This window comes from Curvibacter sp. PAE-UM, assembly GCF_001432305.1.
Taxonomy (GTDB): Bacteria; Pseudomonadota; Gammaproteobacteria; order Burkholderiales; family Burkholderiaceae_C; genus Hylemonella.
Genome location: NZ_KQ483358.1, coordinates 991668 through 1006708 on the forward strand (window position 1 = coordinate 991668; position 15041 = coordinate 1006708).

12 protein-coding genes are annotated in these 15041 nt (G+C 65.8%); 5 read left to right on the forward strand and 7 right to left on the reverse strand.

Going from position 1 to position 15041, the window contains the following annotated elements; genetic code table 11:
* Positions 1 to 16: 16 nt before the first annotated feature.
* A complete protein-coding gene (locus AO057_RS04835; RefSeq protein ID WP_057674566.1) occupies positions 17 to 1144 on the reverse strand; it encodes a phospholipase A in 1128 nt (375 codons plus the stop codon).
* Positions 1141 to 3264 (reverse strand): ATP-dependent helicase, encoded by a 2124-nt coding sequence (locus AO057_RS04840; RefSeq protein WP_057674567.1) that lies wholly within the window; start codon positions 3262 to 3264, stop codon positions 1141 to 1143. The genes AO057_RS04835 and AO057_RS04840 overlap by 4 nt, the downstream gene beginning before the upstream one ends.
* Before the next feature lie 68 nt (positions 3265 to 3332).
* Here AO057_RS04840 and AO057_RS04845 point away from each other — a divergent pair, with 68 nt between their 5' ends.
* The 5 genes from AO057_RS04845 (at position 3333) to AO057_RS04865 (ending at position 9915) form a co-directional block, all read left to right on the forward strand.
* Positions 3333 to 4298 carry an AEC family transporter gene (locus tag AO057_RS04845; RefSeq protein WP_057674568.1) on the forward strand — a complete coding sequence of 322 codons (966 nt, stop codon included), beginning with the start codon at positions 3333 to 3335 and terminating at the stop codon, positions 4296 to 4298.
* A gap of 31 nt (positions 4299 to 4329) precedes the next feature.
* A complete protein-coding gene (locus tag AO057_RS04850; RefSeq protein WP_057674569.1) occupies positions 4330 to 5817 on the forward strand; it encodes a M20 family peptidase in 1488 nt (495 codons plus the stop codon).
* A gap of 303 nt (positions 5818 to 6120) precedes the next feature.
* Positions 6121 to 8268, forward strand: a complete 2148-nt coding sequence (katG, locus tag AO057_RS04855) for a catalase/peroxidase HPI (protein ID WP_057674570.1) — start codon at positions 6121 to 6123, stop codon at positions 8266 to 8268.
* Between the two features lie 270 nt (positions 8269 to 8538).
* Entirely contained in the window at positions 8539 to 9186 is a 648-nt protein-coding gene (locus AO057_RS04860) for a hypothetical protein (protein ID WP_057674571.1), read from the forward strand.
* A gap of 96 nt (positions 9187 to 9282) precedes the next feature.
* Positions 9283 to 9915, forward strand: a complete 633-nt coding sequence (locus AO057_RS04865; RefSeq protein ID WP_057674572.1) for a hypothetical protein — start codon at positions 9283 to 9285, stop codon at positions 9913 to 9915.
* 41 nt (positions 9916 to 9956) lie between these two features.
* Here the strand turns inward: AO057_RS04865 and priA are convergent, their stop codons facing one another.
* The 5 genes from priA to AO057_RS04890 all read right to left on the reverse strand — a co-directional run bounded on the left by priA (position 9957) and on the right by AO057_RS04890 (position 15040).
* Positions 9957 to 12029 (reverse strand): replication restart helicase PriA, encoded by a 2073-nt coding sequence (gene priA, locus AO057_RS04870; protein WP_057674573.1) that lies wholly within the window; start codon positions 12027 to 12029, stop codon positions 9957 to 9959.
* A gap of 397 nt (positions 12030 to 12426) precedes the next feature.
* Positions 12427 to 13527, reverse strand: a complete 1101-nt coding sequence (hemE, locus tag AO057_RS04875; protein WP_057674574.1) for a uroporphyrinogen decarboxylase — start codon at positions 13525 to 13527, stop codon at positions 12427 to 12429.
* 118 nt (positions 13528 to 13645) lie between these two features.
* A complete protein-coding gene (locus AO057_RS04880; protein ID WP_057674575.1) occupies positions 13646 to 14014 on the reverse strand; it encodes a hypothetical protein in 369 nt (122 codons plus the stop codon).
* Positions 14007 to 14429: a CoA-binding protein gene (locus AO057_RS04885; protein ID WP_057674576.1), complete on the reverse strand. Its 423-nt coding sequence runs from the start codon at positions 14427 to 14429 to the stop codon at positions 14007 to 14009. Before AO057_RS04885 ends, AO057_RS04880 begins: the two co-directional genes overlap by 8 nt.
* Positions 14429 to 15040, reverse strand: coding sequence for a redoxin domain-containing protein (locus AO057_RS04890; protein WP_057674577.1), 612 nt, complete (start codon positions 15038 to 15040; stop codon positions 14429 to 14431). The genes AO057_RS04885 and AO057_RS04890 overlap by 1 nt, the downstream gene beginning before the upstream one ends.
* Position 15041: the final 1 nt, after the last annotated feature.

Below are 15041 nucleotides of genomic sequence, written 5' to 3' on the forward strand. Positions count from 1 at the left end.
GCCCGGGCCGGTCGGCTTACCAGTCCACCAGGCTCAGGCCGATGCTGAACACAGTGCGGCCGCGGTTGTAGTCCACCAGCGAATCGCCGTAGCCATTGAACAGCTGCACATGCATGCGCAGTCCGCTCGGGCTGCCATTGCGATTGGCTTCCCCCAGGGTCTGCAGCCACTCAAACCGCCAGGAGCCGTTGGCCGGCGAGGACATCGAATGCCGCAGGGTCAGCAGCAGGGTGTTGTCCTTGTTGACCAACCAGCCGCCGGTGACTTCGCCGCGGCCGATGAGTTTGTCGATGTCGGGGTTGTCGTCGATCTCGTCGCCATCGGGAATGCGGTTCCACAGGCGGGCGGTCACCGTGAAACGCTCACCTTTTTCCATGCCGGCCATCAGGATGGCGCGGTTCCAGCTGCGCGACAGCGGCAGGCTCTGCCCGTTGGACTGGTGGTTGAAGCTCGCCCCGCTGTAGCGCAGGCGCCAGCCGCCCGGCAGGTCGGCCGGCGTGGGCACGATGTACATGATCTCGGGCTCGTGGTCCGTGGTGCGGAAGGGCCGCGAGATCGAGCCGCTGAAGAGCTGCCAGTAGGACTGCTGCGTGTAGCCGAACCACAAGGAATCGCGTCCGCCAAAATTGCTGACAGGCAGGAAGCCCTGGCCGACCTTGGTGCGCACCGAGAGCTGGATGCGTCCCTCGTTGATGAGGTAGGGCGTTTCACTGCCGGCGCTGTGGCCGGCCGCGGGCGAGCTTGGCGCCCGGTTGACCGTGTCCGAATGGATGTACGAGAGGCTGATGGGGCGGTAGCCGCGGATGTTGAAGCGGCCGCAGTCGCTGCCGTCTTCCAGTTCCCAGTAGCGCGAAAGGGCCGACTGCGGGCCGCTGCGGCACTCTGGCGGTCGGGGGGACGCACTGGTCTTGCTGCCGGGTTCGGCAGGTACAGCCGCCGGGGTAGTGGCGCCGGCTTCGGCCGGCTGGCCCTGCTCTTGCACCCAGCGGTCGTAGCAGGCCAGGCGTGCGGTCGCGTCCTGGGTCTGCTGCGCGCATGACTGCCAGCCGCTGGCAGGCGATGGAGCGGCCGCCTGGGCCTGCGCCCAGGCCGGCACGGCGCCGCCCAGCAGCACCAGCCCTGCCAAGACCCGCTGCAGGCTCATGCCGCGTCTCCCGCCAGGGCTTGCGCGGCCGCCGTGTCCAGCGCCTTCTTGGCGAACTCGGCGCGCAGCGCGCGCAGCTTCTCGCGCGGGTCTTCCTTGGTGGTGGCCTGGTTCAGCGCCATCTCGGCGATGAAACGGCTGGGCTGTACGCTGACCATCTCGCGGCCCTTCTTGCGTTTCCTGGGCCAGCTTACGGCCAGCGTGCGCTGCGCGCGGGTGATGCCCACGTACATCAGGCGGCGTTCTTCCTGCAGACGCAGCGCCACGCTCTCGTTGACGGCCTCGTGCTCGCGCGTGGAGCCGCCCAGGGAGTCGGCGCCTTCGTCGAGCTTGAAGGGCAGCATGCCCTCGGTCACGCCCACCATCATCACGTGCGGCCACTCCAGGCCCTTGGCGGCGTGCAGGGTGGACAGCGTCACCACGTCCTGGTCCTTGTCGCGTTCGCTGATGGTCGAGAGCAGGGAGATGGTCTGCGCCACCTCCAGCAGCGACTTCTTCTCGCTGGCCAGCGTCACACCGGCGGCATCGTCGATCTGGCCGCCGCAGCGCTTGGCCATCCAGTCGCAGAAATCCAGCACATTGGTCCAGCGCGAGGCCGCGAGTTTCTCGCTGTCCTCGCCGTCATACAGGTGCTTCTCGTAGCCGATGTCCTTGAGCCAGTCCATCAGGAAGACCATGGCGTCCTCGGCGCCTTCGGTGTGGCGGGCGCGGTATTCGAGGTCGTTCACATACCGGCCGAACTCGTGCAGGCTGCCGACCGCGCGGGCGTTGAGCACCGAGGGCAGGGAGTTGGAGAACAGGGCTTCGAACAGGCTGAGCTTGTACTGGCCGGCAAAGGTGCCCAGCTGCTGCAGGGTCTGGTGGCCGATGCCGCGCTTCGGTGTGGTCACGGCGCGCAGGAAGGCCGGGTCGTCGTCGTTGTTGACCCACAGGCGAAACCAGGCGCACAGGTCGCGGATCTCGGCGCGGTCGAAGAAGCTCTGGCCGCCCGAGACCTTGTAGGGGATCTGCGCCTTGCGCAGGGCCTGCTCCAGGATGCGGGCCTGGTGGTTGGCGCGGTAGAGCACCGCGAAGTGGCGGAACTCCTTGTGCTGCGACTCCGAGCGCAGGCTCTGGATGCGCGCCACCATGCGCTCGGCCTCGTGTTCCTCGCTGTCGGCGTCCACCACGCGCACCGGCTCGCCCTCGCCCAGCTCGCTCCACAGGCGCTTGGGGAAAAGCTTGGGGTTGGGGCCGATCACGTTGTTGGCGGCCTGCAGGATGGCGCCGGTGGAGCGATAGTTCTGCTCCAGCTTGATGACCTTGAGGGTGGGGAAATCCACCGGCAGTTTTTTCAGGTTGTCCAGCGTGGCGCCGCGCCAGCCGTAGATGGACTGGTCATCGTCGCCCACGGCGGTGAAACGCGCGTCCCGCGGGTCAGGCGGCACCAGCAGCTTGAGCAGGTCGTACTGCGTGGCATTGGTGTCCTGGTACTCGTCGACCAGGATGTGGCCCATGATCTTCTGCCACTTGGTCCGCACCTCGGCGTGGTCGCGCAGCAGCTTGAGGGGCAGGCCGATCAGGTCGTCGAAGTCCACGCTCTGGTAGGCGGTCAGGCGTTCCTCGTAGCGCGCCATGATGCGCGCGGTGATGCGCTCGTTGTCGTCCTTGGCCAGGGCTTCGGCCTGCTCGGCGTTCAGCCCCATGTTCTTCCACAGGCTGATGGTCCACTGCCACTGGCGCGCGGTGGCCGCGTCGGTGCTGCCGCCGGCGTCCTTCAGGATGCCGGTGACGTCGTCGCTGTCCAGGATGGAAAACTTCGGTTTCAGGCCCACGGCCTCGCCGTCTTCACGCAGCAGGTGCACACCCAGGGCGTGGAAGGTGCAGATGCGCACCTCTTTGGCGGCCTTGCCGATCAGGCTCTTGGCGCGCTCGCGCATTTCGGCCGCGGCCTTGTTGGTGAAGGTGATGGCCGCGATGCGCTTGGGCTCCAGCCCGGCCTGGATCAGGCGGCCGATCTTGTGCGTGATGACGCGGGTCTTGCCGGAGCCGGCGCCGGCCAGCACCAGGCACGGACCCTGCAGGAAATTGACGGCGTCCTGCTGCGCGAGATTGAGACCGTGGGTGGGGGAAGACGACATTCGTTATTTGGATTCAGCTGGGGAATCATACCGAGGAGACGTTTCACAGTGCGGCGACAATACACACCGTGTTGCAAATCTTCTCGGTCACCTTCCCTTTCTTTGCACTCGTCCTGTGCGGTTACCTGGCCGCCCGGCGGCGCATGCTGCCGCTGGAGGCCATCCCCGGCCTGAACGGTTTCGTGCTGTTCTTTGCGCTGCCCTGCATGCTCTACCGCTTCGGCGCCAGCACGCCGATCGCCCAGCTGCTGGACTACTCGGTCTTTCTGGTCTGGATGTTCTGCGGCCTGGTCATGGTGGGTTTCACCATCGCCGTCACCCTCAACGACCGCATCCGCTGGAACGATGCCTCGTTCGGCGCCCTGGTGGCGGCCTTCCCCAACACCGGTTTCATGGGCGTGCCCCTGCTGGTGGCCCTGCTGGGGCCGCTGGCGGCCGCGCCCATCATCGTGGGCATGCTGGTGGACATGGTCATCACCACCTCGCTGTGCATCGCGCTGTCGCGTCTGGACGGCGCAGACAAACACGGCATGGCCGTGGCGCTCAAGAACGCCCTGCGCGGCATGCTGACCAACCCCATGCCCTGGGCCATCCTGCTGGGGGGGCTGGCCTCCTACGTCCAGCTCGAACTGCCCGGCCCGGTGCACAAGACCGTGGGCCTGCTGGCCGATGCCGCCTCGCCGGTGGCGCTGTTCACCATCGGCGCCGTGCTGGCGCGCTCGCAGATCCTCACGGTGGAAAGCAAGCACGCTCCCATCCCCCTGCGCGACTACGTGCCCGTGGCCGTCTTCAAGCTGCTGCTGCATCCTCTGCTGGTGCTGCTGGTGGGTGTGGGTGCCGTGCAGCTGGGCGTGCCGCTGAGCCGCTTTGCGCTCACCGTCATGGTGCTGGCCGCGGCCCTGCCCAGCGCCAGCAACGTCTCGCTGCTGGCCGAGCGCTTCGGCGCCGACAACGGGCGCATCGCCCGCATCATCCTGGTCTCCACCGCGGTGGCCTTCCTGAGCTTCTCGGGGGCTGTCGGCCTGATGACCTGAGGCTCGTCGTCTGTTTTCCTCATCCAGTCCCATGATCAAGAAAGCGCTTCTCTTCATCGTCGTGCTTGTGTTGCTCCTGGCCACGGCGGTCGGCATCAACACCTGGCGCAAAGGCTCGCGCCAGCTGGCCGTGACGCCGCTGGCGCCGATCCAGGTCGACGAAGCCGGCGCAGCCGGCCGCCTGGCCGAAGCCGTGCGTCTGCGCACCGTATCCTCGCGCACGGAGGCCGGGCTCAACGCGGACCAGTTCCGCGCCCTGCGCACGCTGTTGCAGCAGCGCTTCCCGCGCGTGCACGCCGCCCTCAAGCGCGAGGTGGTGGGTGAACTCAACCTGCTCTACACCTGGGAGGGCAGCGACCCCCAGGCCCGGCCCATCCTGCTCATGGCCCACCAGGACGTGGTGCCGATCGCGCCCGGCACCGAAGGCGACTGGAGCGAAGCGCCTTTTTCGGGCAGCGTGAAGAACGGCTACGTCTGGGGGCGCGGTTCCTGGGACGACAAGGGCAACCTGCTGTCCCAGCTGGAGGCCGTGGAGCTGCTGCTGGCCAGCGGCTACAAGCCCTCGCGCACCCTTTACCTGGCCTACGGTGCCGACGAAGAAGTGGGTGGCCTGCGCGGCGCTGCGAAGATCGCCGCCCTGCTCAAGTCGCGCGGCGTGCGCCTGGACTTCGTGCTGGACGAGGGCCTGCTCGTGCTCGAAGGTGTGCTGCCCGGGCTCAGGCAGCCCGCCGCGCTGATCGGCGTGGCGGAAAAGGGGTATCTCTCCGTGGTCCTCAACGTGTCGGCCACACCGGGGCACTCGTCCATGCCGCCGCCCCGGGGCGGCAGCGCCATCGGCATGCTGAGCGCGGCCCTCAAGCGCCTGGACGATCACCAGCTGCCCGGGGGCATCCGCGGCGTGGCCGGCGAGATGTTCGACACCCTGGCGCCCGAGATGGGCGGTTTTTCCCGGGTGGCCCTGTCCAACCTCTGGCTCTTCGGCCCCGTGGTGCAGAGCCAGCTGGAGCGCGCCGCCGGAACCAACGCCGTCTTGCGCACCACCACCGCGCTGACCATCGTGAACGCCGGCAACAAGGACAACGTGCTGCCCGGCCGCGCCGAGGCCACGGTGAACTTCCGCATCCTGCCCGGTGACCGCAAGGAGCAGGTCATGGAACATATGCGCGGCCACGTGGGCGCCGTGGTGCCGGCCAGCCAGTTCGAGCTCTACGCCTTGCCCGGCGCGGTCGATGCGTCCAAGGTGGCACCCACCGATTCGGCCCAGTACCGCACCCTGAACCGCACCATCCGCGAAGTGTTCCCCGACGCCCTGGTGGCCCCGGGCCTGATGGTGGCGGGCACCGACTCGATCCACTACGGCGAGATCAGCGACCACATCTTCAAGTTCTCGCCCGTGCGGGCGAATGCCGAAGACCTCAAGCGCTTCCACGGCACCAACGAGCGGCTGAGCATCGCGAACTACGCCGATGCCATCCGCTTCTACCACCGCCTGATCACCCAACTGGCCCCCGCGCCCTGATCTTGCCGGCCGGCCTCAAGGGCTGATCCCCTCCCCGGTACAGACAAGGGCCATCGCTTCGTGCTGCAATGGCCCTGCGTATAGGCGCCGGCTATTTGATAGATATTTGAAATCAAATATCTATTTCAATAGTCTTTTCCTAAACTTGAGCCTCGTTCAAGCCAGGAGCCCGTCATGCCCAGTCCAGCCCGTTCCACCGTGCCCAGCCGCCCGTCGGCCTGGCTTGAATGTCTGGCCGCACTGGCGCAAGCCAGTTGAGACGCCCGGCCCGAACGCCCACCTCACAACCCGCAGGAGAGAACCATGTCGAATGAAGCCAAATGCCCCTTCCACGGTGCCGCCGGCACCGGTACGCAAAACAAGGATTGGTGGCCCAACCAGCTGCGTCTGGATCTGCTGAACCAGCATTCGGAAAAATCGAACCCGCTGGGCCAGCGTTTCAACTACGCCGAGGCTTTCAAGAAGCTGGACTACCCGGCGCTCAAGGCCGACCTGAACAAGCTGATGACCGAATCGCAGGACTGGTGGCCCGCCGACTCCGGCAGCTACGCCGGCCTGATGATCCGCATGGCCTGGCACAGCGCCGGCACCTACCGCGTGGGTGATGGCCGTGGCGGTGCCGGCCGGGGCCAGCAGCGTTTTGCGCCGCTCAACGCCTGGCCCGACAACGTGAACCTGGACAAGGCCCGCCGCCTGCTGTGGCCCATCAAGCAGAAGTACGGCCAGAAGATTTCCTGGGCCGACCTGATGATCCTGGCCGGCAACGTGGCGCTGGAAAACGCGGGCTTCCGCACCTTCGGTTTCGCCGGCGGCCGCGAAGACGTGTGGGAACCGGACCAGGACGTGTACTGGGGCAAGGAGAGCACCTGGCTGGCCGCCGACCAGCGCTACAGCGGCCAGCGTGACCTGGAGAACCCCCTGGCCGCCGTGCAGATGGGCCTGATCTACGTGAACCCCGAAGGCCCCAACGGCAATGGCGACCCGGTGTCGGCCGCCAAGGACATCCGCGAGACCTTCGCGCGCATGGCCATGGACGACGAGGAAACCGTCGCCTTGATCGCCGGCGGCCACACCCTGGGCAAGACCCACGGTGCCGGCCCGGCCGACAACGTGGGCGCAGACCCGGAAGCCGCTCCGCTGGAGCAGCAGGGTTTCGGCTGGGCCAGCAAGTTCGGCAGCGGCAAGGGCAAGGACACCATCTCCTCCGGCCTGGAGGTGACCTGGACCAGCACCCCGGCGCGCTGGAGCAATGACTTCTTCCAGTTCCTCTTCAAGTACGAGTGGGTGAAGACCAAGAGCCCCGCCGGCGCCATCCAGTGGGAAGCCAAGGATGCCGAGGCCATCATTCCCGGCCCCACGCCCGACTCGCCCAAGCGCAAGCCCACGATGCTCACGACCGACCTGTCGCTGCGTTTCGACCCGGCTTACGAGAAGATCTCGCGCAGGTTCCTCAACGACCCGCAGGCCTTCGCCGAAGCCTATGCCCGCGCCTGGTTCAAGCTGACCCACCGCGACCTGGGCCCCAAGGCCCGTTACCTCGGCCCCGAAGTGCCCAAGGAAGACCTGCTCTGGCAAGACCCGTTGCCGGCTGCCACGCACAAGCCCACGGCCGCCGACATCGCCGACGTGAAAGCGAAGATCGCCGCCTCCGGCCTGTCCGTGGCCGAGCTGGTGTCCACCGCCTGGGCCTCGGCCTCCACCTTCCGCGGGGGTGACAAGCGCGGCGGCGCCAACGGCGCGCGCATCCGCCTTAGCCCCCAGAAGGACTGGGCCGTCAACCAGATCGCGGCCAAGGTGTTGCCCAAGCTCGAAGCCATCCAGAAGGCGAGCGGCAAGCTGTCGCTGGCGGATGTGATCGTGCTGGCCGGCGGCGTGGGCATCGAGCTGGCCGCCAAGGCGGCAGGCACGGCGGTGGACGTACCCTTCGCCCCGGGCCGCGTCGACGCCACGGCCGAGCAGACCGATGCGGAATCCTTCCAGCACCTGGAGCCCCTGGCCGATGGTTTCCGCAACTACGTCAACACGAAGATGGCCAAGTCGGGCATCCCGGCTGAGCACCTGCTGGTGGACAAGGCCCAGCTGCTCACGCTCACCGCACCGGAGATGACGGCGCTGGTCGGCGGCCTGCGTGTGCTGGGCGCCAACTTCGACGGCAGCAAGCACGGTGTGCTCACGGCCAAGCCCGGCACGCTGACGAACGACTTCTTCGTCAACCTGCTCGACATGGCGACGGAGTGGAAACCCGCGGGCAACAACTTCGAAGCCAAGGACCGCAAGACCGGCACCGTCAAGTGGACCGGCACCCGTGTGGACCTGGTGTTCAGCTCCAACGCCGTGCTGCGCGCCCTGGCCGAGGTCTATGCCGAGTCCGATGGCAGGGAGAAGTTTGTGCAGGACTTCGTCGCGGCATGGGTCAAGGTGATGAACCTGGATCGGTTTGATCTGGCTTGATTTGATGGGTTAAGGGGTGAGCGGCCGCCGGGGTGTGAGCCCTGGCGGCCGCTTTTTTATGGCCAAAGGCCATTTGGAGGGGGTTTGGTATGCCGATGACCCTTTAGAGGGATAGGCAGGGGCACGTGGCCTCTCTAGAATCCAGTGAGCCCCATCACCTTTCTGGCAGAAAATCTTGACATGACAAGGACTTAGGGGGCACCTGAGCAATTTAAACCGCACGCGCCAGATTAAGCCGCAGGTTTTGCGGCATACATTACGTTAGGTTGCATGGAGCCGCTCCTTCAGCTTTTTCTTATTCCCGGGCGTCTGCGCTTTCGCTGGACGAATCGCAAGCGGCAACGCGTGACCGAGAATCTCAAGCAGACACTCAGGGCGCGCTGCGAAGAAGCTACACGAGCGAGCAGTAAGACATATCGAGGCCTGTACAACGTTGGCCTATTTGTGGCTTTGCTGGAGCAAGACATCAGCGCATTCAGCGAATGCATTTACTTCGCGCGTTCTGACTGGCATCGTCAATTTCATGCGCGAAACTTAGCTGTTCTATTGTTCGAAGGAGCCGAGGATCTGCCGGAACTGCTTGGAAAAGAGTATCGCGCTTGGCTCAAGGAAATCTCGGCTGACACGCTGGTCGATCACCTGAATCAGATTCATTCCAAGTTCTCGTCGTTCCAGAGAAAGCATGGCCCGTTCCTGAAAGAGGTGCGAACCTATGTCGGTGCTCATCGCGACCACGATTCATTAGTCCAGCTTGAATTGATGTCGCGCTTCACTGCACTCGATGTGTATAGACTCGGCGCGGAGTTCTCGGTGCCTTTGAGGGAGTTGATCAACTTTCATATGAAACTGCTGGCCCATATGCACGATCCTCTCGTCATGCTGCAAGCAGTTGCCAGGACTTTGCCAAATGAAACCTAATAGGTCTTTAGACACGAACGCCCAAGGGCGTCCGCCGCGACACTGCTCTTCTCCGTTGGTCGCTGGTTACGTTCGACGTTAAGTCTCATCGCAGCCATGATTGCTGGAATTCTGAAGACGAAACTCGAAGCGATCGACGCTGACTGCGAGGGGGCTGTTATCCCAGCGATCAACAAGCTCTACGCCGATGCGCGTTACGACGGCTCCAGATTCCGCGTTCCTTCATTTCAGGCGGCCGGAGCACTTTGGATCGATCTCATCGCTAGAAAGGAGCGCGAGTTCGTCAAAGAGATCGCCCGGATTCTTGGGGCGCCTGGCGTAATCCTCACCGTGGCAGGTACGGCTGAAGTTCGAAGCTTCGTCGAGGGAATCTTCTCTGAGGGTCGATACGTCGAACGCATGCGCATCTTTTCCGAGGGAGTGGGTAGGGCGGCGGCGTCGTATGGTCTTGCTTTCGATCCCATGGTTCATCGTATCGATATTCACGACGCCGCTTATCGTGCAGGGGCGATGAACGCTCTTCGCAGGGCCCGCACAAATGTTCTTGCCGAGATCGAACTTCTCAGCCATTCGAAGACTCCAGAGTTTGTTCGATCTGTATCTCAGTGGTGGACCTATCTCAGGGTGCATCCTTGGCGCTGGCTCAGCGCAATTGTGCTGATTCTCATCTCATGGCTGCTCTCGAAGGTCAGCGCGGCTGACCTGTTGGGATGGCTTCGCACATGGTGATCGTGAGCCCTACACGACGGCCATAGAAGCAAAGCAGTCCGTCAAATCGTCAGCGGATCCACATCCACCGCCCAACGGATCAGCCCCTTGCCCTCGGGCCCCTGCCGCACCGCGTGCAAGGTGTCATGCCAGCCCGCCAGAAAGCGTTGCAGCGCAGCGCGTGAAGGGCTTTCGATCAGCATCTGCGCCCGCTCCACATTGGCCACGCGCTGCACGCTCATGGGCACGGCCGGGTAGAGCGTGACGTTGAGCGACGCAGCGGCCTCCGTGCCGAAGGTGCTGGCGGCATTGAGGAAGGCCTGGGCCGTTTCCTGTGTGCGCGCTTCGGCCCGCACCAGGGCCTGGAAGCTGTAGGGCGGCAGGCCGGCCTGTTCGCGCTCCTTGAGCTGCTGGGCGGCGAACCCCGGGTAGTCGTGTTTCTTGAGGTTTTCGTACAGCGGGTGGGTGGGGTGCTGGGTCTGCACCCACATCTCGCTCTGCGCGCTGATGCCGGCATCACGGCCCGCGCGCCCCGCCGCCTGCATGAGCAGGCTGAACAGGCGCTCGGGCGCGCGGAAGTCGCTGGAGAAGAGGGCGCTGTCAGGGTTGGCGGCGGCCACCAGGGTGATACGACGGAAGTCGTGGCCCTTGGCGATCATCTGCGTGCCCACGAGCACGTCCACCTCGCCGCTGTGCACCTGGGCCAGCTGGGCTTCAAGCTCGCCCTTGAGTTTGGTGGTGTCGGCGTCGATGCGCACGATGCGAACGGGTTGCCCATCGGGCCGCTGCACATCAGCCAGCAGTTCGGCCAGGTGCTCTTCAAGCTTCTCGGTGCCGCGACCCATGGGGCGGATGTCGGGGCTGCCGCAAGACGGGCAGGCGCGCGGCACGCGCTCGGTGAATCCGCAGTGGTGACAGCGCAGGGTGCGGTCCAGCTTGTGGAAGACGCGGAAGGCGCTGCAGTGCGGGCACTCGCTTTTCCACTCGCAGTCATTGCAGTGCAGCACCGGGGCGTAACCGCGCCGGTTCAGGAAGACCATGCTCTGCTCGCTCTTGGCGATGCGGCCCTTGAGGGCTTCGAGCAGCGGCGGTGAGAACACGGCGTGTTTGGGCTGGTGGTTCATGTCCACGCGTCGCACCAATGGCAGTGCACCACCATCGCCGACGCGGCTGGGCATGAGCAGGCGCACATAACGCCCGCCCTCGGCCACCGGGCGGCTGTGGTGCCAGGACTCCAGCGAGGGGGTGGCCGAGCCCAGGATGACCTTGGCGCCTTCCAGGCGGCCGCGGTAGATAGCCAGGTCACGCGCGGAGTAACGCGCGCCTTCCTGTTGTTTGTAGCTGGGGTCGTGTTCTTCGTCCACCACGATGAGTCGCAGTTTCGGCATGGAAGCGAACACGGCCATGCGTGTGCCCAGCACGATGCGCGCCGCGCCGCTGTGCGCGGCCAGCCAGCTTTTGAGGCGCTGCGGGTTGGTCATGCCGCTGTGCAGCGAGACCACGACCTCGGCACCAAAGCGGGCCGCAAAGCGCGATTCGAGCTGGGGCGTGAGGTTGATCTCGGGCACCATGACCATGGCCTGGGCCTCGGGGTCGCGTTCCAGCAGGGCCTGCACGCAGCGCAGGTAGACCTCGGTCTTGCCGCTGCCGGTGGCGCCGAACAGCAGGAAGGGGCCGGCCTGGGCTTCGATCTGTGCCAGCACGGTCTGCTGCTCGGGTGTGAGTGTGGGCGCCTGCTCTGTGGCCGAGGGCGCGGTCTCGGCTGCTGTGCGCTTGAGGCGGCGCGCCAGCTGTTCGCTGCTGAGTTCGCGCAGCTGCGGCGGCAGGGCCGCCAGCGCGATCTCGCCGGCGGCGCGCTGGTAGTAGCTGGCGGCAAAGTCCACCAGCTGGCGCCAGGCGGCGCTGAGCGGGGGCAGGGCGGTGAGCGCGGTGGCGATGGGTCGCAGGCGGCTGGTTTCGACCTCGGCTTGACCCTGCGACGCAGCATCCCAGACGATGCCCAGCGTCTCGCGCCGGCCCAGCGGCACGCGTACCAGGGTTCCCGCTGGAAGTGCCAACTCACTCAGATAACTCAGCGTGCCGGCCACCTGGCTGTGGGCCGGGGTCTGGACCAGGACGGGGAGCGGCTGCGTCATGCGATGTGGGTGTTTGGAGGCCGGTCTTCATGCCGACTGGTGAAAGTCACGCTAAGTGCTTGATCTGGAATGACTTTGCGAACGATTCAAGGTTTCTGTGGATAACTTTGTTGATAGCTTGTCACGAGACTGTCCTAAGCCTTGATTTTCAAGGCTTTGCTCAAAATGCCCTTAAAAAAAGCACAAAGCAAATCCTTTATAAATCAATAACTTGCTGCCGCTATTGGTTTTGTAGCAACAGTCACACCCCCGGGGGCACTTTGGCGCACCGCAGCACGGATTTTGTGCATAAGTGAGTCTGCACTGAGCTTTTTTGGGGCCATCCGGTGCGGGCCGCTGGAATTGGGGAAATCCATGAGGGCCGGTTCTTGACGGCTGCCGGGGATGCAACCGCCCACTAGGCCCGCATGCGGCGGGAATGCGTATGCACGGCCTCGACCAGCGCCGACACATGGTCCGGCGGGGTGTACTGGCTGATGCCGTGGCCCAGGTTGAAGATGTGCGTGGGGCCGCTGCTCTTGGGGTCACGGTGCGGGGCGCCGAAACTTTCCAGCACCCTCTTGACCTCGGTCTCGATGGCCGCCGGCGGGGCGAACAGCACATTGGGGTCGATATTGCCCTGCAGGGCTTTGCTGCCGCCCACCAGGGTGCGTGCCTTGCCCAGGTTCATGGTCCAGTCCAGGCCCAGCACCTCGCAGTCGAGCTGGCCCATCTGTTCCAGCCACAAGCCGCCGCCCTTGGTGAAGACGATGCGCGGCACGATCTTGCCGTCCACGCCGTTGCGCTTGAGGCCGGCCAGCACGCGGGCCGTGTAGGCCAGGCTGAATTCCTGGAAGGCGCCGTCGGCCAGCACGCCGCCCCAGCTGTCGAACACCATCACGGCCTGGGCGCCGGCGTCGATCTGGGCGTTGAGGTAGGCGGCCACGGCGTCGGCGTTGACCTGCAGGATGCGGTGCATCAGGTCCGGGCGGCTGTAGAGCATGCTCTTGACCAGGCGGTAGTCGTCCGAGCCCGCGCCCTCGACCATGTAGCAGGCCAGGGTCCAGGGGCTGCCGGAGAAGCCGATCAGCGGCACCCGGCCGTTCAGGGCCTTGCGGATGGAGGTGACGGCGTCGAAGACGTAACGCAGCTTGTCCAGGTCCGGCACGGCCAGTTTGGCCACGGCGGCCTCGTCGCGCACCGGGGTGGCGAAACGCGGGCCCTCGCCCTGGGCGAAGGACAGGCCCAGGCCCATGGCGTCGGGCACGGTGAGGATGTCGGAAAACAGGATGGCCGCGTCGAGCGGGTAACGCGCCAGGGGCTGCAGCGTGACCTCGGTGGCGTAGTCCACGTTGGTGGCCAGGCCCATGAAGCTGCCGGCCTTGGCACGCGTGGCGCAGTACTCGGGCAGGTAACGCCCGGCCTGGCGCATCAGCCACAGGGGGGTGTAGTCGGTGGCCTGGCGCAGGCAGGCGCGCAGGAAGGTGTCGTTTTGCAGGGGGGCGTAGCTGGAACTCATAGCCCCCAATTGTCGCAGGCCTGAACATGGACCCCCACGCTCCCGCACTGCGTGTCGTTCGCTGCCCCCCGAGGGGGCGCTCGTCGCCTTGGGACGGCCCGGCGGCGACTCGGGCTGGCTACTGGGCCAGGCGCACTTCCATGATCTCGAAGTCGATGGCTTCGCGGTAGATGCGGATGTCGTGCGTGGCCATGTAGAGCAGGATCTTGGGCGCCTGGTGGGCCACCACGCGGTGCGCGCCCACGCCGAACAACACCAGCCCCAGGCCCAGCCAGGGGTAGCCGAAATAGGCCATGCCGATGCCGGTGCCGATGATGGGGAGGATGAGCGCGGTCAGCATCAGGCGGTGCTTGACGTACTTGCGCGCGCGCTCCGGGTTGACGATGAGGCGGAAGCGCCCGGCGGGCAGGCCGGTGCGGAATTCCTCAAAAGGCACGTAGATCGGCTCGGGGCCGTCGACGATGCCGGGGCTGGCGGTCTCACTCATGGTTCTGGTTCTGTGCGTGGTCGATTTTCAGACAGCGATTCTGCACCACGCGCAGCCCGGCCTTGCAGGCACGGGCGGCGGCCTCGTCGTGCTCCACGCCCAGCTGCATCCAGACGGCCAGGGCGCCGATGCTGATGGCCTCGTCCACGATGGGCGGGATGTCGGCGCTGTTGCGAAAGCAGTTCACCAGCTCGATGCGCTCGTGGCGGGCGGCTTCTACCAGGCTGGGATACACCGGCTCGCCCAGGATGACCTGCCCTGCCGCCATGGGGTTGACCGGCACGATGCGCCAGCCCCGGGCCTGCATGTAGCGCGCCACCATGTAGCTGTCACGGTGCGGCTTGGGCGAGAGGCCGACCACGGCCACCGTGCGGCAGTGGCGCAGGACCCAGCGGATGTCGTCGCTCTGGTCCATCAGCGGTAGGTGATGGGGCAGCCATAGGGCCGGCTGGTGGCCACGCTCAGGGGCTGGCCGGCCAGCGCCTCCTTCAGGCCCTGGCGCACGTAGTTGGTGGCGTTGGGCAGATCCTCCGCCTTGGCCGAGGGGATGCTGTCGATGGCGCCGGCATAGATCAGCTCGCCGCGCGGATTGAGGATGAAGAAGTGCAGGGAGTTGCGCGCGCCCATGGCGCGGCCCAGCTCGCCGCTGTCGTCCATCAGCGCAGCGCTGGGCGCGGCCTTCTGCTCGGCCAGCCAGCGCGCCATCTGCTGCGGTGAAAGATAGTCGGCGCTGCCATCGGCGGTGGAGTTGACCGTGAGCCAGACCACGCCCCGGCCCCGGGCTTCGGCCTGCAGGGCCTGCATATTGCCGCTGCGGTAATGCTTGCGCACAAAGGGGCAGCCTGGGTTGGTCCATTCCAGTACCACGTGGCGGCCGCGGTAGTCGCTCAGGCGGACGGGTTTGCCCTGTACATCGGACAGCGCCATGTCGGGGGCGGTCTGGCCCAGGCCCAGGGCGGCCGATGCCGGGCCCGGCAGCAGGACGCTGCACAGCACGAGCAGGGAGAGGAGCAGGCGAGGTGCCACG